The 24,722-nt window shown below is 71.0% G+C and carries 26 protein-coding genes; 16 read left to right on the top strand and 10 right to left on the bottom strand.

Annotation, left to right across the window (positions count from 1 at the left end; all coding sequences use genetic code 11):
* Positions 1-22: 22 nt before the first annotated feature.
* A complete protein-coding gene (locus tag ACTWQO_RS30510; protein ID WP_443240590.1) occupies positions 23-1,234 on the bottom strand; it encodes an ROK family transcriptional regulator in 1,212 nt (403 codons plus the stop codon).
* Between the two features lie 232 nt (positions 1,235-1,466).
* Between ACTWQO_RS30510 and ACTWQO_RS30505 the strand changes: the two genes are divergently transcribed.
* Both ACTWQO_RS30505 and ACTWQO_RS30500 read left to right on the top strand, forming a co-directional pair.
* Positions 1,467-1,664, top strand: a complete 198-nt coding sequence (locus ACTWQO_RS30505; RefSeq protein ID WP_443240589.1) for a hypothetical protein — start codon at positions 1,467-1,469, stop codon at positions 1,662-1,664.
* A 33-nt stretch (positions 1,665-1,697) separates the two neighbouring features.
* Positions 1,698-2,117, top strand: coding sequence for a VOC family protein (locus tag ACTWQO_RS30500; RefSeq protein WP_443240588.1), 420 nt, complete (start codon positions 1,698-1,700; stop codon positions 2,115-2,117).
* An 11-nt stretch (positions 2,118-2,128) separates the two neighbouring features.
* Here ACTWQO_RS30500 and ACTWQO_RS30495 read toward each other — a convergent pair whose 3' ends face one another.
* The gene (locus tag ACTWQO_RS30495) at positions 2,129-3,223 is read right to left on the bottom strand and encodes a mechanosensitive ion channel family protein (RefSeq protein ID WP_443240587.1); all 1,095 of its coding nucleotides are present in this window, start codon (positions 3,221-3,223) and stop codon (positions 2,129-2,131) included.
* Positions 3,224-3,541: 318 nt separating this feature from the next.
* Here ACTWQO_RS30495 and ACTWQO_RS30490 point away from each other — a divergent pair, with 318 nt between their 5' ends.
* Entirely contained in the window at positions 3,542-4,081 is a 540-nt protein-coding gene (locus tag ACTWQO_RS30490) for an HNH endonuclease (protein WP_443240586.1), read from the top strand.
* A 105-nt stretch (positions 4,082-4,186) separates the two neighbouring features.
* On the opposite strand, the gene ACTWQO_RS30485 is transcribed toward ACTWQO_RS30490, so the two are convergent.
* The 4 genes from ACTWQO_RS30485 to ACTWQO_RS30470 are packed head-to-tail and all read right to left on the bottom strand — an operon-like array spanning position 4,187 to position 6,913.
* Entirely contained in the window at positions 4,187-5,536 is a 1,350-nt protein-coding gene (locus ACTWQO_RS30485) for an FtsX-like permease family protein (RefSeq protein ID WP_443240585.1), read from the bottom strand.
* The gene (locus ACTWQO_RS30480; RefSeq protein ID WP_443240584.1) at positions 5,533-5,700 is read right to left on the bottom strand and encodes a hypothetical protein; all 168 of its coding nucleotides are present in this window, start codon (positions 5,698-5,700) and stop codon (positions 5,533-5,535) included. The genes ACTWQO_RS30485 and ACTWQO_RS30480 overlap by 4 nt, the downstream gene beginning before the upstream one ends.
* Entirely contained in the window at positions 5,697-6,383 is a 687-nt protein-coding gene (locus ACTWQO_RS30475; RefSeq protein WP_443240583.1) for an ABC transporter ATP-binding protein, read from the bottom strand. The genes ACTWQO_RS30480 and ACTWQO_RS30475 overlap by 4 nt, the downstream gene beginning before the upstream one ends.
* Complete coding sequence (locus ACTWQO_RS30470) at positions 6,380-6,913, bottom strand: PadR family transcriptional regulator (protein ID WP_443240582.1); 534 nt, start codon at positions 6,911-6,913, stop codon at positions 6,380-6,382. The genes ACTWQO_RS30475 and ACTWQO_RS30470 overlap by 4 nt, the downstream gene beginning before the upstream one ends.
* Before the next feature lie 198 nt (positions 6,914-7,111).
* Between ACTWQO_RS30470 and ACTWQO_RS30465 the strand changes: the two genes are divergently transcribed.
* The 3 genes from ACTWQO_RS30465 (at position 7,112) to ACTWQO_RS30455 (ending at position 9,904) form a co-directional block, all read left to right on the top strand.
* Positions 7,112-7,387, top strand: a complete 276-nt coding sequence (locus tag ACTWQO_RS30465) for a hypothetical protein (protein WP_443240581.1) — start codon at positions 7,112-7,114, stop codon at positions 7,385-7,387.
* Positions 7,388-7,431: 44 nt separating this feature from the next.
* Positions 7,432-9,525, top strand: coding sequence for a 4-alpha-glucanotransferase (gene malQ / locus ACTWQO_RS30460; protein ID WP_443240580.1), 2,094 nt, complete (start codon positions 7,432-7,434; stop codon positions 9,523-9,525).
* Positions 9,526-9,616: 91 nt separating this feature from the next.
* Positions 9,617-9,904: a hypothetical protein gene (locus tag ACTWQO_RS30455; RefSeq protein WP_443240579.1), complete on the top strand. Its 288-nt coding sequence runs from the start codon at positions 9,617-9,619 to the stop codon at positions 9,902-9,904.
* 172 nt (positions 9,905-10,076) lie between these two features.
* On the opposite strand, the gene ACTWQO_RS30450 is transcribed toward ACTWQO_RS30455, so the two are convergent.
* On the bottom strand, positions 10,077-10,655 hold the full coding sequence (locus tag ACTWQO_RS30450; RefSeq protein ID WP_443240578.1) for a TetR/AcrR family transcriptional regulator: 579 nt from the start codon (positions 10,653-10,655) through the stop codon (positions 10,077-10,079).
* A gap of 116 nt (positions 10,656-10,771) precedes the next feature.
* Between ACTWQO_RS30450 and ACTWQO_RS30445 the strand changes: the two genes are divergently transcribed.
* Positions 10,772-12,247 carry an FAD-dependent monooxygenase gene (locus ACTWQO_RS30445; RefSeq protein ID WP_443240577.1) on the top strand — a complete coding sequence of 492 codons (1,476 nt, stop codon included), beginning with the start codon at positions 10,772-10,774 and terminating at the stop codon, positions 12,245-12,247.
* Between the two features lie 63 nt (positions 12,248-12,310).
* Here the strand turns inward: ACTWQO_RS30445 and ACTWQO_RS30440 are convergent, their stop codons facing one another.
* On the bottom strand, positions 12,311-13,189 hold the full coding sequence (locus tag ACTWQO_RS30440; protein WP_443240576.1) for a trypsin-like serine protease: 879 nt from the start codon (positions 13,187-13,189) through the stop codon (positions 12,311-12,313).
* Positions 13,190-13,414: 225 nt separating this feature from the next.
* Here ACTWQO_RS30440 and ACTWQO_RS30435 point away from each other — a divergent pair, with 225 nt between their 5' ends.
* The 4 genes from ACTWQO_RS30435 (at position 13,415) to ACTWQO_RS30420 (ending at position 18,321) form a co-directional block, all read left to right on the top strand.
* The gene (locus tag ACTWQO_RS30435) at positions 13,415-14,335 is read left to right on the top strand and encodes a DMT family transporter (protein ID WP_443240575.1); all 921 of its coding nucleotides are present in this window, start codon (positions 13,415-13,417) and stop codon (positions 14,333-14,335) included.
* A gap of 9 nt (positions 14,336-14,344) precedes the next feature.
* Complete coding sequence (locus ACTWQO_RS30430; protein ID WP_443240574.1) at positions 14,345-15,241, top strand: LysR substrate-binding domain-containing protein; 897 nt, start codon at positions 14,345-14,347, stop codon at positions 15,239-15,241.
* Between the two features lie 223 nt (positions 15,242-15,464).
* Entirely contained in the window at positions 15,465-17,789 is a 2,325-nt protein-coding gene (pucD, locus tag ACTWQO_RS30425) for a xanthine dehydrogenase subunit D (protein ID WP_443240573.1), read from the top strand.
* A gap of 28 nt (positions 17,790-17,817) precedes the next feature.
* Entirely contained in the window at positions 17,818-18,321 is a 504-nt protein-coding gene (locus ACTWQO_RS30420; protein WP_443240572.1) for a nucleoside deaminase, read from the top strand.
* Between the two features lie 64 nt (positions 18,322-18,385).
* Here ACTWQO_RS30420 and pepN read toward each other — a convergent pair whose 3' ends face one another.
* A complete protein-coding gene (gene pepN, locus ACTWQO_RS30415) occupies positions 18,386-20,956 on the bottom strand; it encodes an aminopeptidase N (RefSeq protein WP_443240571.1) in 2,571 nt (856 codons plus the stop codon).
* 120 nt (positions 20,957-21,076) lie between these two features.
* Here pepN and ACTWQO_RS30410 point away from each other — a divergent pair, with 120 nt between their 5' ends.
* The 3 genes from ACTWQO_RS30410 to ACTWQO_RS30400 are packed head-to-tail and all read left to right on the top strand — an operon-like array spanning position 21,077 to position 22,173.
* Positions 21,077-21,550: a DUF1203 domain-containing protein gene (locus ACTWQO_RS30410; protein WP_443240570.1), complete on the top strand. Its 474-nt coding sequence runs from the start codon at positions 21,077-21,079 to the stop codon at positions 21,548-21,550.
* A gap of 58 nt (positions 21,551-21,608) precedes the next feature.
* The gene (locus ACTWQO_RS30405) at positions 21,609-21,839 is read left to right on the top strand and encodes a ribbon-helix-helix domain-containing protein (protein WP_443240569.1); all 231 of its coding nucleotides are present in this window, start codon (positions 21,609-21,611) and stop codon (positions 21,837-21,839) included.
* Entirely contained in the window at positions 21,826-22,173 is a 348-nt protein-coding gene (locus ACTWQO_RS30400) for a type II toxin-antitoxin system PemK/MazF family toxin (RefSeq protein WP_443240568.1), read from the top strand. The genes ACTWQO_RS30405 and ACTWQO_RS30400 overlap by 14 nt, the downstream gene beginning before the upstream one ends.
* A gap of 58 nt (positions 22,174-22,231) precedes the next feature.
* Here the strand turns inward: ACTWQO_RS30400 and ACTWQO_RS30395 are convergent, their stop codons facing one another.
* Positions 22,232-23,248 carry an aspartate-semialdehyde dehydrogenase gene (locus tag ACTWQO_RS30395; RefSeq protein ID WP_443240567.1) on the bottom strand — a complete coding sequence of 339 codons (1,017 nt, stop codon included), beginning with the start codon at positions 23,246-23,248 and terminating at the stop codon, positions 22,232-22,234.
* 208 nt (positions 23,249-23,456) lie between these two features.
* Here ACTWQO_RS30395 and ACTWQO_RS30390 point away from each other — a divergent pair, with 208 nt between their 5' ends.
* Both ACTWQO_RS30390 and ACTWQO_RS30385 read left to right on the top strand, forming a co-directional pair.
* Entirely contained in the window at positions 23,457-23,978 is a 522-nt protein-coding gene (locus tag ACTWQO_RS30390; protein ID WP_443240566.1) for a sigma-70 family RNA polymerase sigma factor, read from the top strand.
* Position 23,979: 1 nt separating this feature from the next.
* Positions 23,980-24,696, top strand: a complete 717-nt coding sequence (locus ACTWQO_RS30385; RefSeq protein ID WP_443240565.1) for a hypothetical protein — start codon at positions 23,980-23,982, stop codon at positions 24,694-24,696.
* Positions 24,697-24,722 lie beyond the last annotated feature (26 nt).

The raw sequence follows: 24,722 nt of genomic DNA, 5'->3' as shown, positions 1-24,722 counted from the left end.
AGGAAGGTGTGTGACTACGGGGTCAGCGGGAGGTGTCGAAGACCTCGTCGCGGGTGGCTGCCAGCGCGCTCTCCAACGCGCCGCGCAGCACGGGGTGTTCATGGACGTCGCCCACGACGAGCCGGGGCCGGGCCGCGGCCAGCTCCTCCAGCTCGGCCTGGACGAGGGCGCGCAGCACCTCGCCGCCGGAGGCGAGTGCGGCGCCGCTGAGGACGACGAGTTCGGGGTCGAGGACGGAGACGAGGGAGGCGAGACCCGTGGCGAGCCGGGTCGCGTAGGTCTCGAGGAGCAGCCGGTGCAGGACGGTGTCCTCCGCGGCGGCCCGCGCGACGAGAGCGGCGGCGACTTCGGCGTACGGACCCGAGGGGATGTCGGAGATGCCGATCTCGCGCGCGAGGTGCGGGATCGCCTGTGAACCGGCCAGCTCCTGGTAGCCGCCACTGTTGGCTTTGGTTACCTGCCGGACGAGCGGTGCGCCGGGGACCGGCAGGAAACCTACCTCTCCCGCACCGCCGGTCCAGCCGCGGTGCAGCCGCCCGCCGAGGACGAGGGCGGCACCCAGGCCCCCTTCGTTCCACAGCAGCACGAAGTCCTCGTGCCCCCGGGCCGCCCCCAGTCGCTGCTCGGCGACGGCGACGAGGTTGACGTCGTTCTCGTACTCGACCGGCATCGGTAGCGCTGCGGCGAGTTCGTCGAGGAGCGTGGGGGAGTGCCAGCCCGGGAGGTGGGAGGCGTAGCGGAGTCGGCCGGTGCCGGGGTCGAAGGCGCCGGGGGTGCCGATGACGAGCCGGTGGAGGTCGGCGCGGGCGAGCCCGGCCGCCTTGACGGCGCCGTCGAGGGCGTCGGTGACCTGCTGGACGACGGGTCCCTTGGGCCGCCTGCCCGGGGTCGGAAGCTCGTACTCGCCGACCGTGCGGCCGGTGATGTCGGCGACGGCGGCGTGGATGCGTTCGGGGGTGACGTCGAGTCCCGCGGCGTACGCGGCGGTCGGGTTGACCGCGTACAGCTGGGCGTTGGGGCCCGGGCGGCCCTCGCTGGTGCCGGTGACGAGGACGAGCCCGGCGGCCTCCAGGCGGGCCAGGAGCTGGGAGGCGGTCGGCTTGGAGAGACCGGTGAGCTTGCCGATCTTCGTGCGGGACAGGGGGCCGTGGGCCAGCAGGAGGTCCAGCGCGGCACGGTCGTTCATGGCGCGCAGGACGCGCGGGGTGCCCGGCGTACCGGCGGTTCCTGCCATGTGAGTCGACACCTGCCTTTCAGCCGCCCAGCTTTTCAGTGACGGGGGAGGGAAGTCCATCGAGGGCGCTCGACGGAGCCCCGTCCGATCACTGTTAGGAAAGTTTCCTATCGCGGTGCTCAGGAAGGTAAGCCCGGCGCGAAGGGGGCGTCAAGAGAGATCGGTGCAACCGCTCCTGCCAGGATGGCGTGATCACAACAGAACGCGACCGCAACAGAAGGAGGGGCGGCGCATGGCCGTACTCGTCTTGTCCGTCGTCCTTGTGCTCGTCCTCGGCGGCTGTGTCTGCGTCGTCTGGGCGCAGCGGGGCGGCCCGCGCTGGGTGCGTGGGGTGGCCGCCGTGACGCTGGGGATGGCCTCGGTTGTGCGCTTTGTGGGGCGCGCAAGCAGCGGGAGCGGGAAATCGGGCTCCAGCTCCAGCGACGACTAGTCCCTGGCGAACCCGGCCAAGTCAGGAGAAACCATGAAGCCGAAAACCGTAGTCCTCTCGCTTCCGGTCGCCGACCTCGACGCGGCCCTGCGCTTCTACCGGGACGGACTGGGGCTGTCCGCGGCAGCCGTCGACGAAGGCGCCGTCCTCTTCGAGCTGCCGAACCTGTCGCTCTTCCTGATCGAGCGCGAGGAGTACGCGACGTACACCGACCGTGCCGGCGTTGCCACTCCCGACACCGCCGTGGCGGGCGCGTGCGTCATCTCCTGTGCCATCGGCAGCAAGGCGGAGGTCGACGACATCCTCGCCCGAGCCGCGGCGGCGGGCGGGTCGGTCCCCAAGAGCGCGGGCACCTATGACGGGTCCTACATGGGCTACTTCACCGACACCGACGGCCACCTGTGGGAACTGGTGTCCAACCCCCAGACCCAGTCGGCCGCGGCACCGGAGTAGTCCCGCGACGACTACTTCGTCGTGCTCGGCGGAGTGAGCGGTGAGGCCGCCGAGGCCTGCGGTGACGACGTGTTCGAGAAGACCGACGGGGCCGACATGCCCGCGGTCGGGTCGGCGGGCGACTCGCCGTCCGGCTGGAGCGGGAGGCCGCCGACGATGCGGATGCCCTCGGCGTCGAAGGCGCGCTTGATGCGCCAGCGGAGTTCGCGTTCGACGCCGAGGGCCTTGCCGGGCATGGTCTTGGCGGAGACGCGGACGACCATGGAGTCCAGCAGGACGCTGTCCAGGCCCAGGATCTCGACCGGGCCCCAGAGCATCTCGTTCCAGGGGTCTTCCTTGCTCATCTCCTCGCCGACCTGGGTGAGGACGGCCTTGACCCGGTCCAGGTCCTCCGACGGCCGGACCGTGACGTCGATGCCGGCCGTGGCCCAGCCCTGGGACAGGTTGCCGATGCGCTTGACCTCGCCGTTGCGGACGTACCAGATCTCGCCGTTGTCGCCGCGCAGCTTGGTGACGCGCAGGCCGACCTCGATGACCTCGCCGGAGGCGACGCCCGCGTCGACGGTGTCGCCGACGCCGTACTGGTCCTCGAGGATCATGAAGACGCCGGAGAGGAAGTCCGTGACGAGGTTGCGGGCGCCGAAACCGATCGCGACGCCCGCGACACCGGCGGAGGCCAGCAGCGGGGCGAGATTGATCTCGAAGGTGGAGAGGACCATCAGGGCCGCGGTGCCCATGATCAGGAAGCTGGCCACCGAGCGGAGCACCGAGCCGATCGCCTGCGAGCGCTGGCGGCGGCGCTCCACATTGACCAGCAGACCGCCCAGCGCCGTGCCGTCGACCGCCTGGGCCGTGCGGTTCATGCGCTCGATCAGCTTGGTGATCGCCCGGCGCACCGCCACTCTCAGCACCGCCGCGATCACCAGGATCAGCAGGACTCTGAGGCCGATCGCGAGCCAGGTGGACCAGTTCTGCTCGACCCAGCCGGCGGCGTTGGTCGCGCTCTCCTGGGCGTCCTGGAGCGAAGGGACCGCCGGGGGCGTCGTCTGTGAGGGAGACGGCGACGGCGACGAACCGGCGGCCAAGAGGACGGCGGACAGGGACACGGCAGGTACCTCCAGGTGCAGCGGTCCGCCCGCCGGCAGGCAGTAAAGATCACAAGAAGGTCACCGGACGGGCAGGCACACCACACTATCGGGGCATTGTGTGTGGATCGTTGCGGTGTTCGAGGGAGGAGAGGCGCTCCGCCGGGGATGAACTGGTGGGATGAACCGCCCGTGATCCTGGGGATGATTCAAGATGTGGTCGAAAACACTCCCAGCCCGTTACCGGGACATGGTGGCGCTTCCACCAGGCATGAGGGGAGACTGACTACAGATCGTCCCGGCGCGAGCCACGCGCCGCCGACGCACAAGGAGGCATCCGTGCCGCATGTCCTGGTCCTGAACGCGTCGTACGAGCCGCTCGGCGTCGTACCGCTCCGCCGCGCGCTCGTCCTCGTCCTCGAGAACAAGGCCGTATGCCTCGAGGAGTCCGGCGCCTTTATGCACAGCGCAACTGTCACAGTCCCCGCACCAAGCGTGGTCCGGCTCAAGCGATTCGTCCGGGTTCCCTATCGGGGGCCCGTTCCTCTTACCCGGCGGGCGCTCTTCGCGCGCGACGGGGGCCGGTGCATGTACTGCGGTGGCGTCGCAACCAGCGTCGACCACGTCGTCCCGCGAAGTCGCGGGGGCAAGCACGTCTGGGACAACGTGGTGGCGTCCTGCCGTCGCTGCAACCATGTGAAGGCCGACCGGCATCTCTTCGAGATCGGCTGGCGGCTGCGCCACAAACCCGCTCCGCCCTCCGGCCTGGCCTGGCGCATCATCGGGACCGGCCATAGGGATCCGCGCTGGCTGCCGTACTTGCAGCCGTTCGGCGCGGACGACGCCCTGGCCCGGATCGACGGCGCTATTTCCGCCTGACGATCCGGGCTTTCGCATTGCCCCGGCCCGCTTCTCGCACGGCCGGGCATGCGGCACGCCTTCCGCCGGTCCCGAGGGTCCCCCGTGCCCCCGGGACCGGAAGCGTCACGTGTAGCGCAGCTCCCCGGGGTGTGCCGAGCGGCGCAGCAGGGGCAGTGAGGTGGCCGCCGCCAGCAGGCAGGTCGCATACACCGCGAGCGGGACCAGCAGGGCCGCGACGGAGGACGGGGCGAGCACGTCACCGACGATCCCGGCGTATCCGACACCGATCGCCAGTCCGCCGAACCCCGCCAGGAGCAGCGCGGGCGCGAGCGGCAGCGCCGTCTCCAGGAGCAGTGCCCGGCCGAGCACCGTCCGCGGCACCCCGGCGGCGGTCTGTGCGGCCAGGCCCCGGCGCCGGGTGGCCAGTGACTCGGCGGTGCCGACGGCGAGCGCGCACAGCGTGATCGCGAGGGCGACGAGGATCGCGGCGGCCGTGAGGTTGAGGCCCGTCTCGTAGAAGGACATGTCCTCGGCCGGGTACTTCATGCTGTGCAGCTGGGCGAGCAGCCCTTGCCGGACACCCACGAAGCCCGTGCCCACGACCGTCACCAGCAGCACGGCCGCATGCGTACGGGCCGCCGCCCACGGGTCGTCGCTCAGCCGCTCCGCCGCGATCAGCACGGCCGGGCTTTCGGTGCGGGCGGCGAGGTGCCGGCCGGTCAGCCGGGCCGTGAACCCCGAGAGCCACACCGAGACCACCCCGACCAGCACCACCGCGGCGACAACCGTCAGCGGAATCATCGCGAACCCGATGAGCGGATTGTCCCGGTACGGCGTGAGGGCGGTCAGCAGCACCAGGACGGCGAACGTCGGCACCACCACGGCGAGCACGGGCCCCGGCCGTCGCGCTGTCCGCACCCGCCGCACCCACCCCAGCGGCGAGGTGATCACCCGGCGCAGCGCCAGCGCGCTCACCAGCGCACCCAGCACCGGCACTGCGACGGCGACCAGCACGAACCCGGCCCAGGCGATGCCCGGCGGCTCCTCCCACTCCCGGAGTACGACCACCACGGCGGCGAGTACGGCGATCACCGACCCCACGAGACAAGCCAGCCCGGCCTCCAGCGCGGCGATCCGCCGCACCTGCCCCGGCGCGGCCCCCGCGAGCCGCAGCGCGGCCAGCCGCCGGTCGCGGTGCACGGCACCGACCCGGGCGCACTGCCCGAGGAACCCGAGCACGGGGATCAGCAGGAGCACCAGCGCGAAGACCACGCCCGTCCGCTCGCCGGGCTGATTCAGCAGCCCGTTGCCGAACGACACGGAGTACTGCCCCTCGATCGACGCGATCGCCACGGCCGCCAGCCCGAACCCGGTGGCCAGCCCCGCCCCCACCACCGTCAGCCCCGCCCGCCACCACTCCCGCCGATTCGAGCCCCGGGTCAGCAGCCAGGCCAGCCGCAGATCGGCGTTCACGCGGTCACCTCCAGCGCGGTCACAGTCACGCCGCTCGGGCGTACCCGGCGGATGGTCCGCAGGTGGGCCGTCATGCGGTCGCCTGCAGTGGCGTCACAGCCCCGACGCTCAGCCGCACCCGGCGGGTCCGCGTGTGTCGGGGTGGTCCCCAGGTCGGCCGTCATGCCGTCACCTCCAGCGGGCTCACGGTTCCGTCGCTCAGGCGTACCTCGCGGTCCGCGTATGCCGCTGTCTGTGCGTCGTGGGTGATCAGCAGGACGGCCGTGCCCGAGTCGCGGGCCGTGTGGGTCAGGGCGGTCATCACCTGCTCGCTCGCCAGGGAGTCCAGTGCGCCGGTCGGCTCGTCCGCGAAGACGACCTTCGGGCCGGTGACCAGGGCCCGGGCCAGCGCCGCCCGCTGTGCCTGCCCACCGCTCATCTCGCCGGGCCGAAGTCCCTCCTGCCCGCGCACCCCGAACCGCTCCAGCCACTCGCCGGCCCGCTCCTGGGCGTCCCCCCGGGCGGTTCCGGCCAGCATCAGCGGCAGGGCGACATTGTCGAGCGCGGTCAGCTCCGGGATGAGCTGCCCGAACTGGAAGACCACGCCGAAGTCGGTACGGCGCAGCTCGCTCAGCCGCTTCTCGGAGAGCGTGTCCAGCCGCTGTCCGTCGTACGTCACCACGCCCTCGTCAGGGCGGACCAGCCCCGCCAGACAGTGCAGCAGCGTCGACTTCCCGCTGCCGCTGGCGCCGGTCACGGCGAGGATCTCGCCGGCGTGCAACGCGACCGAGGCGCCGCGCAGCGCCGGCGTGCTGCCGTGCGCCTTCGCCAGGTCATGGGCCGTCAGGAGCGGCACTGGGTTGCTCATGCTGTGTCGACCTCCGCGGTCAGGGTGGTGAGCCGGGCCGCCGTCGTGGTCATCCAACGGAGGTCGGCGTCAAGGTGGTTGAGGGCGTAGTCGGCGGAGAGAACGGTCGCGAGATCGGCGCCCGGTGCGGTCTTGACCGCCGTGAGCTCACGCATCCGCTCCATGTGCGCGGCGCGTTGGGCGCGCAGATAGGCCTCCGGGTCGCCGCCGGACAGGATCGCGACGACGACCTTGGCGAAGATCTCGTTCGTCACGAAGGGTGCGGGCGGGGTGATCTCGCCCGCCCACTCGGCGAGTTCACGCGCACCGTCGTCCGTCGAGCGGTACGTCGTGCGCTCCGGGCCGCCGTCCGAGTCGGTGCCGTCGATCTCGGCGAGGCCGTCGCGGACCAGGCGCTGGAGGGTCGTATAGACCTGCCCGTAGGCGAGCGGACGGGCCTGTGGGAAGCGTTCGTCGTGGCGTCGCTTGAGGTCGTAGCCGTGGCTCGGTCCCGTCGCGAGCAGCCCCAGGAGGATGTGGCGGGTGCTCATGGGGATCAGTATGCACTCGCTACATGTACTGAGTGAATAGTGATCTACGAATTCGCGGGTACAAGTTCTGCGCTCGCACGGGCGGTGTGTGACGAGGCGCACGTCGTCGGGCCGTGGACGTCTGGTCTCGCGTCCGCTGGGTAGGGCTGCGGTAACCCGTACGAAGCCTTACCCGCCGTACTCGACAAGGAGGCCCCCGTGGCCGCATCGGCACACCTTCTGCTCTCGGCCCTCTCCAAACAGGAGGCGGAGCCGTCCGCCGCACCCGATCTGCATCTGTGCGTCTTCAGCGCGGAGGGCGCCTGCGCCGAGGCCCCGCTGACCAGCGAACCCCCGCTGCCGGACGCGGAACCCCTCACCAGCGAGCCGCCGCTCGCCGACGCCGCCCCGCTGACCAGCGAGTCCGACGCCTACCCGGACACGCCGGCCGGCGAGCTCGACGCCTACTCGGACACCTTCCGCCCGGAGTGGTAGATGTCCATCCGGACACTTCGGACCCTTCCCGCGCGGAGCCGTAGATGACAGCACCCCGGTCGGCCGCGGCCCCCGACGAGGACCTCTCCCGGCTCGCCGAGCTGCACGGCGTCGCCACGTCCTACAGCCCGTCGCCCGACCGCACCGTCACCGCGTCGACCGCCGCGCTCACCCGGGCGCTGGCCGCGCTCGGAGTCGACGCGAGCACCCCCGGTTCCGTCCGCGCCGCGCTCGCCGCCCGGGAACGGGAGCTGAGCGAACGGCTGCTGCCGCCGACGGTGGTGTGCTGGAGCGGCAGTGCGCCCGCCGCGCTCGCCGCCCTCCCGGCGGGCACCCGGCTGCGGATCGAGACCGAGCAGGGCGAGACCCGCGCCGCCGCCGAGCAACTCCCGCCGGGAGTCCACCGGTTGACCGCGACCGCCCCCGACGGCCGCACCGCCCGCGTCCACCTGGTCGTCGCCCCGCCCCGGCTGCCCACGCCTCCCGGACGCTCGTACGGCCTCCTCGTCCAGCTCTACTCCCTGCTCTCCCGGCGCTCCTGGGGCATGGGTGACCTCGGAGATCTCGCCGAGCTGGCGGCCTGGGCCGGGCGGGCGCTCGGCGCCGGATTCGTGCAGGTCAACCCGCTGCATGCGGCCGTGCCCGGCACGCCCACCGATCCATCCCCCTACCGGCCCTCCTCGCGTCGCTTCCCCGACCCGGTGCATCTGCGGGTCGAGGACATCCCCGAGTTCGCGTACGCCGACGGGCGGGAGCGGGTGCGGGGGCTGCTGGAGCGGGCGGCGCGGCTTCGGGAATCGGTGCTGGAGAAAGGGGAGTTGATCGACCGGGACGCGGTGTGGGGGCTGAAGCGGGAGGCGCTGGAGCTGGTGCGGGAGGTGCCGCTCGGGCCGGGCCGCCGGGCCGCGTACGTCGACTTCCTCGCCGAGCAGGGCGCGGCACTGGAGGACCACGCCACCTGGTACGCGCTGGCCGAGGTGCACGGCCCGGACTGGCGCGGCTGGCCTACGGGCCTGCGTGACCCCCGCTCGGCGGAAACCGCCCGCGCCCGGCGCGAGTTGATGGACCGCGTCGACTTCCACTGCCGTCTCGCCTGGCTCACCGACGCCCAGCTCACCGCCGCGCAGCGTGCCGCGCGTGAGGCGGGCATGCCGGTCGGGATCGTGCACGATCTGGCGGTCGGGGTGCACCCGGAGGGCGCGGACGCCTGGGCGCAGCAGCGGTACTTCGCGGCCGGGATGTCGGCCGGCGCACCGCCGGACGCCTTCAACGCCCGCGGCCAGGACTGGGGGCTGCCGCCCTGGCGGCCGGACCGGCTGGCCGAGTCGGGCTACGCCCCCTTCCGGATGCTGCTGAAGGCCCTGTTCCGCTACGCCGGCGCCCTGCGCATCGACCACGTCATGGGCCTGTTCCGGCTCTGGTGGGTGCCGGAAGGGCTGCCGCCGACGGAGGGCACCTACGTCCGTTACGACGCCGAGGCCATGCTGGCGATCCTGGTCCTGGAGGCGTCCCGCGCCGGGGCCGTGGTGATCGGCGAGGACCTGGGCACCGTGGAGCCCGGGGTCCGCGAGACGCTGCGTGAGCGCGGGGTGCTCGGCACATCGGTCCTGTGGTTCGAACGGGACTGGGAGGGCGACGGCCGCCCCCTGCCCCCCGACCGGTGGCGCGCCGACTGCCTCGCCACCGCCACCACCCACGACCTGCCCCCGACCGCCGCCCGCCTCACCGGCGACCACGTCGAACTCCGCGACCGCCTCGGTCTGTTGACGCGCCCCGTCGACGAGGAGCGGGCGGAGGCCGCCGCCGACACGGGGGAGTGGCTGACGCTGCTCGCCCGGCTGGGTCTGCTGCAGGGGACCAGTGGAGGCCTCGGCACGTCCGCCGAGGAGGCCGAGGTCCAGGCCGTCCACCGCTATCTGCTCCGCACCCCGGCCCGCATGATCGGCATCTGGCTGCCGGACGGGGTCGGCGACCGCCGTCCGCAGAATCTGCCGGGTACGTGGGACCAGTACCCGAACTGGCGGCTTCCGGTGGCCGACGCCGAGGGCAGGCCGATGACGCTGGAGGAGCTGGCCGGGTCGGCGCGGCTGCATGCGCTGGTGGAGGTGGTACGGGCGTCCGGTGGGCGGCAGGCGTGAGCGTGGGTGGTGCGCGGTGCGGTGGTGCGTGGTCCGCCTCTTACGGCACCCCGGACGCGCGTCTCCACCCGGCGTTGGATACTTTGGCCCCGTGGACAAGAAGAACGCCCTGCGCGCCGGCGCCCTGGCTGCCGGTACGACGCTGATGATGCTGCTCATGTCGTCCCCCGCGCTCGCGCTCACCCGCGACGACGGCGACGACCCCGGCACGGGCCTGAGCGTCATCGAGACGCTGGGCCTGTTCGTCCTGGCCCCGCTCGCCCTCTTCGTGGTCATCGCCGGCCTGGTGATGGTCCTCGACCGGTCCACGGACCGTCAGCCGAAGTCCAAGGCCGTGGCCAAGCGGAAGACCGGGACCGAGGCGGAAGCGAAGGTCTGAGTCTCCGAGGCCGGCGCCTGATTCGAGGGGCGTCCGAGCCGAGGCCGACACCTGAACCGAGGGGCGCCGACCCCGCCGTACGTACGCGCAGCAGCCGTACGTGGGCGAGGTCGGCGCCTTTTCGCGTTCCGTCGGCGCGTTTCCGGGGCCCGGGGTGTCACGGGCTGGGGTGTCACGGGCTCGGTGCCGTCAGATACCGCTGCACCGTCGGTCCCAGCCACGCCACGATCTCCTCGCGGCTGAGCGCCACAGTCGGCGGGAACTTCAGGACGTAGCGGGTCAGCGCCAGCCCGAGCATCTGTGTCGCCACCAGCCCGGCCCGCGCCGGGATCTGCTCGGGGTCGGGACAGGCGTACCGGGCGACCGGCAGGACCTGGTCCCGGAAGATGCCCTGCATCCGCTCGGCGCCGGCCTGATTGGTGGCGCCCACCCGCAGCAGGGCGGTGAGTTCCTCGTTCTCCTCCCACATGGTGAGGAAGTGCGTCACGAGGGTCTCGCCGACGATCTGCCGGGGCAGCGCGGCGAACTCCGGCAGCCGCAGATCGACGGAGACCGCCGCCGCGAACAGGCCTTCTTTGTTGCCGAAGTAGCGCATCACCATCGACGGATCGATGTTCGCGTCCTTGGCGATGGCGCGGATGGTGGCCCGCTCGTATCCGTCGGTCGCGAAGCGCTCGCGGGCGGCGGCGAGGATCGCGGTGCGGGTGGCGTCGGAGCGGCGGGAGGGTGCGGGGGGCTTGCTGTCGGTCATGCCAACAAGCGTAGGCCAACACGTGTTGACACGTCCAGGGTGGTGGCTCTATGTTTGCCAACGAGCGTTGGTCAACAGCTGTTGGCAAACGAACGTTGGCATTCAGGGAGGCCACCATGAACGGCACCGGCACAAGCATCGGCACGGGCACCGGAAACGGCACCACCCCCTCCGTCATCGTCGTCGGCTCCGGCCCCACCGGCCTGCTCCTCGCCGGTGACCTCGCCACCGCCGGCGTCCCCGTCACCCTCCTCGAAAAGCGCCCCCACAAGATCAGCAACCTCTCCCGCGCCTTCGGCGTGCACGCCCGCACCCTGGAGCAGCTCGACGCCCGCGGCCTCGCCGACCCACTGCTCGCCACCGGCGACACCATCACCGGCCTGCGCCTCTTCCGCCGCCTTTCACTCGACCTGAGCACGCTGCCGTCCCGCTTCCCGTTCCTGCTGATCACCCCGCAGTACGAGGTCGAGCGGCTGCTGGAGCGGCGGGCGCGCGAGGCCGGGGTGGAGTTCGTGTACGAGAACGAGGTCGTCGGGCTGCGGCAGGACGAAGACGGCGTCGACCTCGACGTACGAGGCTCCGACGGCGAAGTCGTCACGCACCGCGCGGCCTACGTCGTCGGCGCGGACGGCCACCACAGCGCCGTACGCCAGGCGATCGGCCTGCCCTTCCCCGGCGTCTCCGTCATCAAGTCCCTGCTCCTGGCGGACGTCAGGCTCGCGCAGCGGCCCGAGGGCGTACTCACCGTCAACGGCGCGGGCGACGCCTTCGCGATGATCGCGTCCTTCGGCGACGGCTGGTACCGCGTCATGGGCTGGAACCGCCGCAACGAGGCGGCCGACGACGCCCCGCTCGACCTCGACGAGATCAAGGAGGTCACCCGCCGCGCCCTGGGCACCGACTACGGCATGCATGACGCGCGCTGGCTGTCCCGTTTCCACAGCGACGAGCGCCAGGCCCCCGAGTACCGCGTCGGCCGGGTCTTCCTCGCCGGGGACGCCGCGCACATCCACTCACCGGCCGGCGGGCAGGGCATGAACACCGGCCTTCAGGACGCGGCCAACCTCGGCTGGAAGCTCGTCGCGGCCGTCCAGGGCTGGGCGCCCGCGGGCCTCCTCGACACCTACCAGGCCGAACGCCACCCCGTCGGCAAGGCGGTCCTGCGCAGCAGCGGCGGGCTGGTCCGGCTGGCCCGCGCGCAGAGCCCCGTACTGCGTGCCGTGCGCACGCTCGTCTCGGCCTTCGTCAACGTGGCCCGCCCCGCCCAGCGCAAGGCCCTGGCCCAGATCTCCGGCCTCGGCTACAAGTACCCCGCCCCCCGCGGCTCCCACCGCCTCACCGGCACCCGGGTCCCCGACGTCGCCCTCAAGAGCGGCCGGCTCTACGAGGCCCTGCGCGGCGGCCGCTTCGTGCTGATCACACCCGAGGGGTACGGCGAGAGGGGCGCCCGCGAGGACCGGCTGGCTGTCGAGCACTGGGCGGGAGACCGCCGTACGACCCTGCTCGTGCGCCCCGACGGATACGTGGCCTGGGCGGCGGACTCCGCCGAACCGGCCGCGATCGAGGCCGCGCTCGCCGCGCACCTGGGGTGAGGGCGAATGGGCGGAGGGGCCGAGGAGAGCGGATCACTCTTCTCGGCCCCTCCGTCGGCAGCCCTAGGGAAGCGTGACGAACGGCGACAGGAACGCGCGGGCGCCCGGAGTGTCCAGGCGGTACGTCACATTGGTCGCGTAGCACGGGGTGTCGCCGGTGATGGTGGTGGCGGCCAGGACGTTCTTCCCGCCGATCACCGCGAAGTTGGGGCCGCCGGAGTCGCCGTAACAGGCACCGCCGTTGCCCTGCGGGGCGGTCATCGCCAGGCGCACCCAGGAGTTGTTGAGCGCGTCGAAGGTGACGGGTGCTTTCATACGGACGCCGCCGCCGGGGTGGGTCTGGCCGCCGGGGCCGTTGACGGCTTCCTGAGTGCCGTATCCGGCGACGAACCAGTCGGTGGAGTTGAGGCCCCGCGGGCCGAGCGCGCCGAGTTGACCGGCGGTCGGTAGGACCGCGGGAGTGAAGGACCAGCGGGACTTCATCTTCGCGGCGGAGAGCTCGATCACCGAGATGTCGTGGGTGTCGGAGGCCGGCCCGGGGAAGTCGGGGTGGCTGTGGGCCGTGCCCTGGACCGCGACGGCGGTCGCCTGGGCGGCCGGGTCGCCCGGGTACTTCTTCGCGGCGGTGTCCAGGCCGGACTGCACGTCCTGGTCCAGCGACACATAGAACTTCACGTTGTCCGGCCAGTCGGTGGTGCAGTGCGCGGCCGTCAGGAAGGTGTCGGCGTCGATCATGGTGCCGGAGCAGACCCAGTCGACCCGGTCCGGCGTCGCGGGGTTGCCGTCGTTGTCCCATGTGGCGACGAGCGCGCCGACCTCGGTGCGCTCGGGGGCGGGCGTCGCGTTGTAGGAGTTGATGGCCGAGGCCGGCGGCGCGGTGGCGAGCACGGCCGCACAGGCCGCCGCGGTGACGGCGGTGGCGGTAACGCGTATGGCTGACAAAAGAACTACCCCTTCGGCAGGTGGGAGTGGGTGTTCTCCTGTGGGAGGTGGGCCAAGTGAAGCGCCTGGGGAGCGTCGCGACAAGAGCGTGATCGATTCATAGGGAAAGCCCTAGCGATCATTCAGTTCTGCTGAAAGGAATGCTCGAAAAGATTCGATGGACGTGACAGTTCCCGCGCTGCGACGGTGGATCCACCGCGATCACCGACCAGCGAAAGGACCTCCGTGGCCGTCGTAGCCGACCGGATCACCACTTCTTCCCCTACGACATCGAGGGCGGCCCCCATCCTGGGGATCGCCCTCGCCGCCCTGGCCACCCTCGTCTGGTCCGGCAGCTTCGTCACGTCTCGTGCCTTGGGCGACAGCGTGCCGCCAATCCAGCACGCCTTCTGGCGCTGGGTGGTGGCACTGGTGGCCGTCGCACCGTTCGGCGCCCGGCAGGCCTGGCGGCAACGGCAGCTGATCCGGCGCCACTTCGGTTATGTGCTCCTCGCCTCCCTCCTCGGCGTCACCGTCTACAACACGCTTGTCAACCAGGCCGGACTGTCCACGCCCGCCGCCAACATGGGCATGATCATGGCCGCGGCGCCGGTGCTGATGGCGGTGTACGAGCGGGCGAGCGGCGTACGGCTCGGCGCCCGCCGGGTGGCCGGGCTGCTCATCGCCTGCACGGGCGTGCTGCTGCTCGTGGGCGGCGGAGCCGGCTTCGCGGCGGGCGACCTCTGGATGGTCGCCGCGGCCTGCTGCTTCGGCGGGTACAGCGCACTGCTGCGGCGCAGGCCGGCCGAACTCGGCGGCACCGCCTTCCTGTTCACCACGTTCCTCATCGGGACCGCCCTGCTGCTGCCCGCCCAGACCGTGAGCCTCGCCGTACAGGGCGGCTTCACACCGACGACCGGAACCGTGCTGCCGCTGCTCTACGTCGGTATCGCCTCCTCCGCCCTCGCCTTCTTCGCCTGGAACACGGCGATCGCGCTCGTCGGCCCGACCCGCGCCGGCGTCGTCTACTACCTCCAGCCGGTCTGTGTGGCCCTGCTGTCCTGGGCGCTGCTCGGCGAGACGACCGGCCCGGCGCAGCTGCTGTGCATGGCGCTGATCCTGGGCGGGGTCGTGCTGGGCGCCGGTTCGCGGATCGGCGCCGGATAGGTTGCCGCCATGGCCGAGTGGGACATCCGGAAGCTGCAGATCCTGCGGACGCTGCGGGAACAGGGCACCGTCACGGCGACCGCCGAGGCGCTGCGGATGACCCCGTCGGCCGTCTCCCAGCAGATGACTAATCTGGCCAAGCAGCTCGGGGTTCCGCTGCTGGAGGCGCAGGGGCGGCGGGTGCGGCTCACGGACGCGGCACGGCTGGTGCTGCGCCATGCCGAGGTGGTGTTCGAGCAACTGGAGCGTGCGGACGCCGAGTTGGCGGCCTACGCGCACGGCGAGGTCGGCGAGGTGCGGGTCGGTGCCTTCTCGACCGCGGTGCCCGCCCTGGTCGTACCGGCCGTGAAGGCGCTGCGGGCCACACATCCCGGGGTCGGCGTGCGGGTGCGGGAGGCCGAGGCGGAGCAGGCGTACGAGCTGCTGGCCGCCGGGGACGTGGATCTGGCGCTGTCCTTGGCGGCCCAGGCGCCGAGCGAGGTGGATCCGCGCTTCACCCGGGTGCCGTTGCTCGCCGATCCGCTGGACCTCGCCCTCCCGCACGACCATCCGCTCGCCTCCGCCGAGGGGCTGCGGCTGGCCGAACTCGCCGCCGAGCCGTGGATCTTCGGAGGCAGCGGGCCCTGGTCCGACATCACGCGGGGGGCGTGTGAGGCGGCCGGGTTCAGTCCGTATCAGGGGCATTCGGCGGCCGGGTGGACCGCGATCCTGGCGATGGTGGAGGCGGGGATGGGCGTGGCTCTGGTGCCGCGGATGGTGGGGGCGCGGCGCGAGGGCGTGGTGATGCGGGAGCTGGCGGGCGATCGGCCGGTGCGGCATGTGGTGGCGGCGGTGCGGAAGGGCGCGGAGGACGCACCGGCGGTCGGCCGGGTGCTCGATGCCCTGCGGAGTGCTGCGGCCGGCTGATCGCGGGGCCGGAGTTCTGGGAGTTTCCCAAGGCCGCGGGCCTGACCGGCGCTCGTAGAAAGCTACGAAAAGCCGCTCCCTGCCTGCGGTCGCTTTCATGCCTTCCACTCCTGGCTGCCTCCGTTCGGTTGGCTGTCTACTCCTCAACAGGTGGTTGAGATCGACGTGGATCACTGACTTTCCGAACGAAAGAGAATCCCGTGACAAAGGCGGATGCTTCCTGATGGCCGGCCAGACTTCCCCCGCCCGCACCCCGCAGGACCTCAAAGAGGCCATCACCGGCGGGATCGGCGACAGCCCGCTCCGACCGGACGGAACGCTCAAGGTGAGCGGGGAGTACGCCTACTCCTCGGACCTGTGGGCGGAGGACATGCTCTGGGGCGCCACGCTGCGCAGCCCACACCCCTATGCGCGGATCAACTCGATCGACATCTCGCCCGCGCTCAAGCACCCCGGCGTGTACGCGGTGCTCACCCACAAGGACATACCCGGCGAGAACATCTACGGCCTGAAGGTCTCCGACACACCGGTGCTCGCCGAGGACATCGTGCGCTACGAGGGCGAGCCCATCGCCCTCGTAGCCGCCGACCACCCGGAGACGGCACGCCGCGCACTGGCGAAGATCGTCGTCGACTACGACGTACTCGAACCGATCACCGACCCGGAGCGGGCCGCACACGACGACACGCTGCCCAAGCTGCACCCCGACGGCAACGTGGTGCGCTACCAGCCGATCATCAAGGGCGATCCGGAGGCAGAGGCCGACGTCGTGGTCTCCGACGTGTACACCCTGGGTATGCAGGACCAGGCGTTCCTCGGGCCGGAGTCCGGTCTGGCCATACCGGACGAGGACGGCGGGGTCGACCTCTTCATCGCGACCCAGTGGCTGCACGTGGACCAGAAGCAGACGGCGCGGGCGCTCGGGCTCCCGGTCGAGAAGGTGCGCTTCACCATGTCCGGTGTCGGCGGTGCCTTCGGTGGCCGCGAGGACCTGTCCATGCAGATCCACTGCTGTCTGCTGGCGCTGCACACCGGCAAGCCGGTGAAGATGGTCTACAACCGGCAGGAGTCCTTCTACGGCCATGTGCACCGGCACCCGGCCAAGATGTACTACGAGCACGGCGCGACCAAGGACGGCAAGCTCGTCTACATCAAGGCGCGGATGTACTTCGACGGCGGCGCGTACGCCTCCAAGACGCCGGTCGTGGTCAGCAACGCCACCTCGCTGGGCACCGGGCCGTACGTGGTGCCGAACGTCCGGATCGAGGGCTGGGGCCTCTACACGAACAACCCGCCCTGCGGTGCGATGCGCGGCCTCGGCGCGGTGCAGCCGGCGTACGCCTACGAGTCCCAGATGGACAAGCTCGCCAAGGCGCTGGACATGGACCCGGTACGGCTGCGGCAGCTCAACGCCGTCGAAGAGGGCTCGACCCTGCACACCGGGCAGGTGCTGGATTCCCCCGCGCCGGTCGCCGAACTGCTGGAACGGCTCAAGCGGCTTCCGCTGCCGCCTCAGCACCCGACCGGACCGGCGGACGTCCGCAGCCTGCCGGGCGGGCTGTCCAACACCACGCACGGCGAAGGCGTGGTCCGGGGCGTCGGCTACAGCGTGATCATCAAGAACGTCTCCTACGCGGAAGGCGTCGACGACTACTCCACGGCGCGGGTGCGGCTGCAGGCCATCGGCGGTGAACCGGTGGCGATGGTGCACACCGCGGCGGCCGAGGTCGGGCAGGGCCTGGTCACCGTGCAGCAGCAGATCGCCCGCAGCGAACTCGGCGTGGAGCGGGTGAACATCCACCCGACCGACACCAACGTCGGTGACGCGGGCTCGAGTTCGGCCTCCCGGCAGACCTACATCACCGGCGGTGCCGTCCGGAACGCGTGCGAAGCCGTCCGCGCGGCCCTCTTCGACCGGGTCGCCCAGCGCTTCGGCCAGAACCCCGCCGATCTGTCGATCTCCGGCGGCAAGGTCGTGTCCCACGCCACCGGTTTCGTCGCCGATCTGGTCGAGGTGCTCGGCGACGACGTGATCGAGGAGACCAGGGAGTACCACCACCTCCAGACCTACGCGATGGACCCGGAGACGGGACAGAGCCGGCGGGTGCACGTCCAGCACGCCTACGCCGCGCACCGGGCGGTGGTGGACGTGGACACCGAGCTGGGTCTGGTCAAGGTCGTACAGCTGGACTGTGCGCAGGACGTCGGCAGGGCGATCAACCCGGACGCCGTCGTCGGACAGATCCAGGGCGGTTCCGCGCAGGGGCTCGGCCTCGCCGTGATGGAGGAGATCCAGGTCAAGGACGGCAAGATCCGCAACCCGTCGTTCACCGACTATCTGATCCCGACCATCCTGGACACACCCCCGATGGCGGTGGATGTGATCGAGAGGGCCGACCCGAACGCGCCGTACGGCGTGCGGGGTGTCGGCGAACCGCCCACCATCTCCGCCACCCCCGCGGTCGTCAACGCCATCCGCAATGCGACGGGGTTGAACCTCACCCACACGCCGGTCGCCCCGAAGCACATCTGCGGCGCACAGCCCTGACGAACCGTCTCCGAAAAGAGGAACGACCATGACCACGCACACCCAGGAAACGAGCGTCCACGAGTCCGAGCGCGGCTGGATGGAACAGGCGATCAGCCTGGCCACCAACAGCGTCGCCAACGGCGGCGGCCCCTTCGGCGCGCTGGTCGCCAAGGACGGCGAGGTCGTCGCGATCGGCAACAACCAGGTCACCTCGACCCTGGACCCGACGGCGCACGCCGAGGTGAGCGCGATGCGCGCCGCCTGCAAGGCGCTGGACACCTTCTCGCTCGACGGCTGCGTCCTGATCACGTCGTGCGAGCCATGTCCGATGTGCCTGTCCTCCGCGCTGTGGGCGCGCGTCGACCGGATCGTCCATGCCGCCGACCGGCACGACGCCGCGGTGGCCGGCTTCGACGACCGCAAGTTCTACGACCTGTTCGAGAAGAAGCCCAAGTCGATGTGGCCGACCTCGGTCGAGCAGCTGGACCTGCCGAACCGTACGGCGCCGTTCGACGCCTGGCTGGCCAAGTCCGACCGCGTCGACTACTGACGGAGGGCGCCCGGCATCATGCCGGGCGCCCTCGTCGACGTACCGAGAAGTGTCGTACGACGGACTACTGCACGGCGTCCGCCGCCTGGGCCTTCAGGGCGCGTTCCACGCCCGCGCGTGACTCCGAGATCAGTCGGCGCAGGGACGCGTTCGGCTCGGCGGAGGTCAGCCAGGTGTCGGTCTTGGCCAGGGTCTCCGGGGAGACCTGGAGGGTCGGGTAGAGGCCGACGGCGATCTGCTGGGCGATCTCGTGGGAGCGGGACTCCCAGATGTCCTTGACGACCTCGAAGAACGTGTCGGCGTACGACGCCAGCAGCTCGCGCTGGTCGGTCTGGACGAAGCCCGAGATGACGGCTTCCTGGACGGCGTTGGGCAGCTTGTCGGAGCCGATGACCGACGCCCAGGCCTCCGCCTTCGCCTCCGGGGTGGGCCGGGACGCGCGGGCGGTGGCCGCGTGCCGCTCGCCCGCCGCCGTCTTGTCCCGCTCGTACTCGCCGGCGATCTCCGCCTCGTCGAACCGGCCGACGGCGGCGAGCCGCTGGACGAACGCCCAGCGCAGCTCGGTGTCGACGGCCAGGCCCTCGATCGTCTGCGAACCGTCCAGCAGCGCCTCCAGCAGGTCCAGCTGCTCCGGCGTACGAGCCGTCGCCGCGAACGCCCGCGCCCACGCCAGCTGGTGGTCGCCGCCCGGCTCCGCCGACCGCAGATGGGCCAGCGTGGCGTCGGTCCAGCGGGTGAGCAGGGCCTCGCGGGCGGCCGGGTCGGCGTACAGGTCGATCGCCAGCTTCACCTGGCGCTGCAGCGACTGCACGACACCGATGTCGGACTCCTTGCCGATGCCGGACAGCACGAGGGAGAGGTAGTCGCGGGTGGCGAGTTCCGCGTCCCGCGTCATGTCCCACGCCGACGCCCAGCACAGGGCGCGCGGCAGCGACGCCTCGAAGTCGCCGAGGTGCTCCGTGACGAAGGCCAGCGACTGCTCGTCCAGCCGGACCTTCGCGTACGACAGGTCGTCGTCGTTGAGCAGGATCACGTCCGGACGGCGCTTGCCCACCAGCTGCGGCACGGCCGTCAGCTCGCCGTCGACGTCCAGCTCGACGCGCTCGTCACGGATCAGCTTGCCGCTGTCCTCATCGAGGGCGTACAGGCCGACCGCGATGCGGTGCGGCCGCAGCGTCGGCTCGCCCTTGGCGCCCGCCGGGAGCGCCGGGGCCTCCTGGCGGATGGCGAAGGAGGTGATGACGCCGCTGTCGTCCGTCTCGATCTCCGGGCGCAGGATGTTGATGCCGGCCGTCTCCAGCCACAGCTTCGACCAGGTCTTCAGGTCCCGCCCGGAGGTCTCCTCCAGCGCGCCGAGCAGGTCGGAGAGGCGCGTGTTGCCGTACGCGTGCGCCTTGAAGTACGCCTGCACGCCCCGGAAGAACTCGTCCATGCCGACGTACGCGACGAGCTGCTTGAGGACGCTCGCGCCCTTCGCGTACGTGATGCCGTCGAAGTTGACGAGCACGTCGTCGAGGTCGCGGATCTCGGCCATGATCGGGTGCGTCGAGGGCAGCTGGTCCTGGCGGTACGCCCACGTCTTCATGGAGTTGGCGAAGGTGGTCCAGGAGTGCGGCCAGCGCGACTCGGGGGAGTACGCCTGGCAGGCGATGGAGGTGTACGTGGCGAACGACTCGTTCAGCCACAGGTCGTTCCACCACTCCATGGTGACCAGGTCGCCGAACCACATGTGGGCCAGCTCGTGCAGGATCGTCTCCGCCCGCACCTCGTACGCGGCGTCGGTCACCTTCGACCGGAACACGTACTGGTCGCGGATCGTCACCGCGCCCGCGTTCTCCATCGCGCCCGCGTTGAACTCCGGCACGAACAGCTGGTCGTACTTCTTGAACGGGTACGCGTAGTCGAACTTCTCCTGGAACCAGTCGAAGCCCTGCCGGGTCACCTCGAAGATCGCGTCCGAGTCGAGGAACTCGGCGAGCGAGGGGCGGCAGTAGATGCCGAGCGGGACGGACTGCCCGTTCTTCTCGTACACGCTGTGCACGGAGTGGTACGGCCCGACGATGAGTGCCGTGATGTACGTCGAGATCCGCGGCGTCGGCTCGAAGACCCAGGTGTCGTCCTTGGGCTCCGGCGTCGGCGAGTTGGAGACGACAGTCCAGCCGGTCGGCGCCTTCACGGTGAACTGGAAGGTGGCCTTCAGGTCCGGCTGCTCGAAGGAGGCGAAGACCCGGCGGGCGTCCGGCACCTCGAACTGGGTGTAGAGATAGGCCTGGTTGTCGACCGGGTCGACGAAGCGGTGCAGGCCCTCTCCGGTGTTGGTGTACGCGCAGTCGGCGACGACACGGAGGATGTTGCGGCCTTCCAGCAGCCCCGGCAGGGCGATCCGGGAGTCCTTGAACAGCTCGTCGGCATCCAGCGGATCCCCGTTGAGCGTGATCTCGTGGACGGCCGGGGCGACCAGGTCGATGAAGGACTCCGCGCCGGTTTCGGCGACGTCGAAGCGCACCGTGGTCACGGACCGGTAGGTACCGCCCTCTTGCGCGCCGGAGAGGTCGAGATCGATCTCGTACGAGTCAACGGTGAGCAGCTTGGCTCGCTGCTGCGCCTCTTCGCGAGTCAGGTTGGTGCCAGGCACGCGGTCATCTCCTCGATATGGGTGGCTTCGGCGGTTCGGTCATCCTTCCACGGGACCTGCGAGAAACGCGATGTCCGGTTCCCGCCGGTGAGCGGGCCGGACGCGCAGGACGCTGTTCGTATGACGACGACGTACACCGCACGACCCATCACCCCCGTGATCCTGAAAGAGCTGCGCTCTGCTGACGACGCGGGGCGCGAGATGGTTCCCGTGACCGACGAGGGGGGCGGTGCCCCACTCCGCTGCTGTCTGCGCCGCAGCGCCCCCGGGGAGCTGATCGCCCTCGTCTCGTACGCCCCGCTGCGCCGCTGGGCGGCGGAGACGGGAGCGGACCCCGGCGCGTACGACGAGCAGGGCCCGGTCTTCATCCACGCCGAGGAGTGCCCCGGCCCCGACCCGGACGGCCACCCCTTCGCGAACGCCCACCGCACCGTCCGGCGCTACTCGGCCGAGGGCCGCATCCTGGGCGGCGAGCTGGTTGACGCGGTCGACGACGAGGCCTTCCGGAAGGCGTTCGACGACCCGGCCGTGGCGCTCGTGCATGTGCGGGCCGTGGAGTACGGGTGCTTCCTCTATGAGGTACGCAGGGGTTAGCCCTCGCAGGGTAGTGCGAAAAGTAGGCAAGGTAGTCATACCCTGGTATCTTGGGGGTATGAAGATCAGTGTGAGCCTGCCGCAGGAGGATGTCAGCTTCGTCGATCAGTACGCGGTTGAAAGAGCCGCGGATTCCCGGTCCGCCGTGATACACGCAGCCATCCAGCTGTTGCGAGAGTCAGTCCTGGAGGAGGAGTACCTCGCAGCCTGGGACGAGTGGTATGCGAGCGAGGACGCTGCACTGTGGGACCGGACGGCGGGGGATGGACTTTCCGATGAGGCGTGGTGACATCTACCTGGTCGACCTGGAGCCGGTGGTGGGTCATGAGGCCAACAAGAAACGCCCGGCTGTTCTGGTGACGAACGACGCGGCGAACCGTATGGCGGACCGCGCGGGTCGTGGCGTACTGGCGGTAGTGCCCGTGACGTCCAACACGGAGCACGTGCGGACCTTCCAGGTGCTACTCCACGCAGGGGACTGCGGACTGAAGCGCGACTCCAAGGCACAGTGTGAGCAGATCCGGGCCCTCGACCTGTCCCGGTTCGGGCACCGGATCGGCACAGTGCCGCCGCAGGTGATGAAGGACATCGACAGGGCACTGCGGCAGCAGTTGGCGCTCTGACCACGGAAAGGGAGCCCCCGGTTCACCGGCGGGCGCCCTTTCGCGCAGGTCCACAGCGCTACGCGCTCAGCTCCGCCGCCACCAGCTCCGCGATCTGTACCGCGTTCAGGGCCGCGCCCTTGCGGAGGTTGTCGCTGGAGACGAAGAGGGCGAGGCCGTTGTCGACGGTCTCGTCGGTGCGGATGCGGCCGACGTACGACGGGTCCTGGCCGGCGGCTTGGAGGGGGGTCGGGATGTCGGAGAGCACCACGCCGGGGGCGCCGGCCAGCAGCTCGGTCGCGCGTTCGGCGCTGATCGGGCGGGCGAAACGGGCGTTGACCTGGAGGGAGTGGCCGGAGAAGACCGGGACGCGCACGCAGGTGCCGGAGACCTTGAGGTCCGGGATCTCCAGGATCTTGCGGGACTCGTTGCGCAGCTTCTGCTCCTCGTCGGTCTCGTTCAGACCGTCGTCGACGAGGTTGCCGGCGAAGGGCAGCACGTTGAAGGCGATGGGGCGCTTGTAGACACCGGGCTCCGGGAAGTCGACCGCGCTGCCGTCGTGGGTGAGCTGGTCGGCGTCGGCGACCACCTTCTGCGCCTGCCCGTGCAGCTCGGCCACGCCCGCGAGACCGGAGCCGGACACGGCCTGGTAGGTGGCGACGACCAGCGCTTCGAGGCCCGCCTCCGCGTGCAGCGGCTTCAGGACCGGCATCGCGGCCATCGTCGTGCAGTTCGGGTTGGCGATGATGCCCTTGGGGCGGTCGGCGATCGCGTGCGGGTTCACCTCGGACACCACCAGGGGTACGTCCGGGTCCTTGCGCCAGGCCGACGAGTTGTCGATCACGACCGCGCCCTGGGAGGCGACCTTCTCGGCCAGCGCCCTGGAGGTCGCGCCGCCCGCGGAGAACAGCACGATGTCCAGGCCGCTGTAGTCGGCGGTCGCCGCGTCCTCCACCGTCACGCCGTCCAGGGTCGTCCCCGCGGAACGGGCCGAGGCGAACAGACGCAGCTCGGTGACCGGGAAGGCGCGCTCCGTGAGGATCCTGCGCATGACCGTGCCGACCATCCCGGTGGCTCCGACGATTCCGACCCTCACGGCGACTCCCTCTACGTGTACGTACGTGTCTGCGGCTTTTCCATCATGCGGCCGACCCCGGTCCGCCTGTCCAATTCTTTGCGCTCCATGCCCGAGGAATGGGACACCGGGCAGTGTGACGTACACCTCGGCCAGATTTCCCGAGCATCCGCCGAACGTTTCCGCGCGCTGCGGCGTCGTAGAGGAAACGCGGTGAGGGGGGTGGCTTGTGCTGCGCAGAAAGGCCCGCCGTGACCAGGGGAACGACGATCCCCTGGACGCGGCTCAGGAACGCCGGGTGCGGGCGGTGCTCGCGCTGGGCGGCGTGCCGCAGACGGACCTGCCGGACGGGGTGCAGCAGGTCCGCCTGCGGCTCCTTGAGCGGGCGGCGAAGGGGTACGAGGCCCCGCGCGACGTCTCCGCATGGGCGGCCGTGGTCGCCTCCAACCTCGCCATGGACTGGCACCGCGCCAAGCGGCGCCAGGAACGGCTCGGCGAGCGCCTGGCCTCCCTGCGCCAGCTGGAGCACCCCTCCGGCGAGGACACCAGCGTGCTCTCCCTCGCCGTCGCCCAGGGCCTGGACGAGCTGCCCGACTCCCAGCGCCAGGTCCTCGTCCTGCGTTTCTACGCCGATCTGCCCGTCCGCTCGATAGCCGACGAACTCGGCATCCCGGAAGGCACGGTCAAGAGCAGGCTGCACACGGCGGTACGGGCACTGCGCGCCCGCCTGCACGAGGACGAGGTGGTGTGACATGACCGCCGAACACAACGGCGCCGACGCGCTGATGGCCGCGCTCACCGACGAGCCGCTGACGGACGAGGCCCGCGCGGACGCCGCCTTCATGACCGAGCACGAGTCGGCACTCGCCGATCTGGCGCTGCTGCGCGAGCAGTTGGGGGCCATCGGGGACGCGCTGGCCGCCGAGCCGGCGAAGAAGAGGGCCGAGAAACCCGCTCCAGCCGTACGGCTGCGGCGGCGCCGGACGCTGAGGGTCGCGCTGGGCGGGCTCGCGGTGGCGTGCGGTGCCGCGCTGTTCGTGGGGGCGGGGTGGCTTGTCGTGCAGTCCGGGTCGGGGATGGACGACAGCGGCAGTGGCGCGGTGGCAGAAGACAGCGCCTCTGACAGCTCGGGAAAGGCGGAGAGCCAGTCGAAGAGCCGCGCCCGCTATCTCGCCTGCGCCCGCCTCGTCGTCGAGGGCACGGTCACCGCCGTGGCGCCGGTCCCCGGCACCGCACAGGAGCGCGTCACCCTGGACGTCACCCGCTCCTACAAGCCCGCCAAGGGTGAGGACGAGGTCGTCTTCGTGATGGACGAGGACATTCTCAACAAGGGCGACCACGCCCTGATCGGCCTCCCGCGGAACGCGGCCTCGCCCGACATGTGGGCCGTCGGCAGGAAGGACATGGCCCGGGAACGTGCCTGGATCACCAGGGCCCTCCCCGAGTCCCGCACCCTCACCTGCGAATGAGAAAGGGGCGGGCGTCCGAAAGGACG

It is taken from the genome of Streptomyces sp. 4N124 (genome assembly GCF_052245395.1).
GTDB lineage: Bacteria > Actinomycetota > Actinomycetes > Streptomycetales > Streptomycetaceae > Streptomyces.
This window is presented reverse-complemented; position numbering and strand designations above follow the sequence as displayed.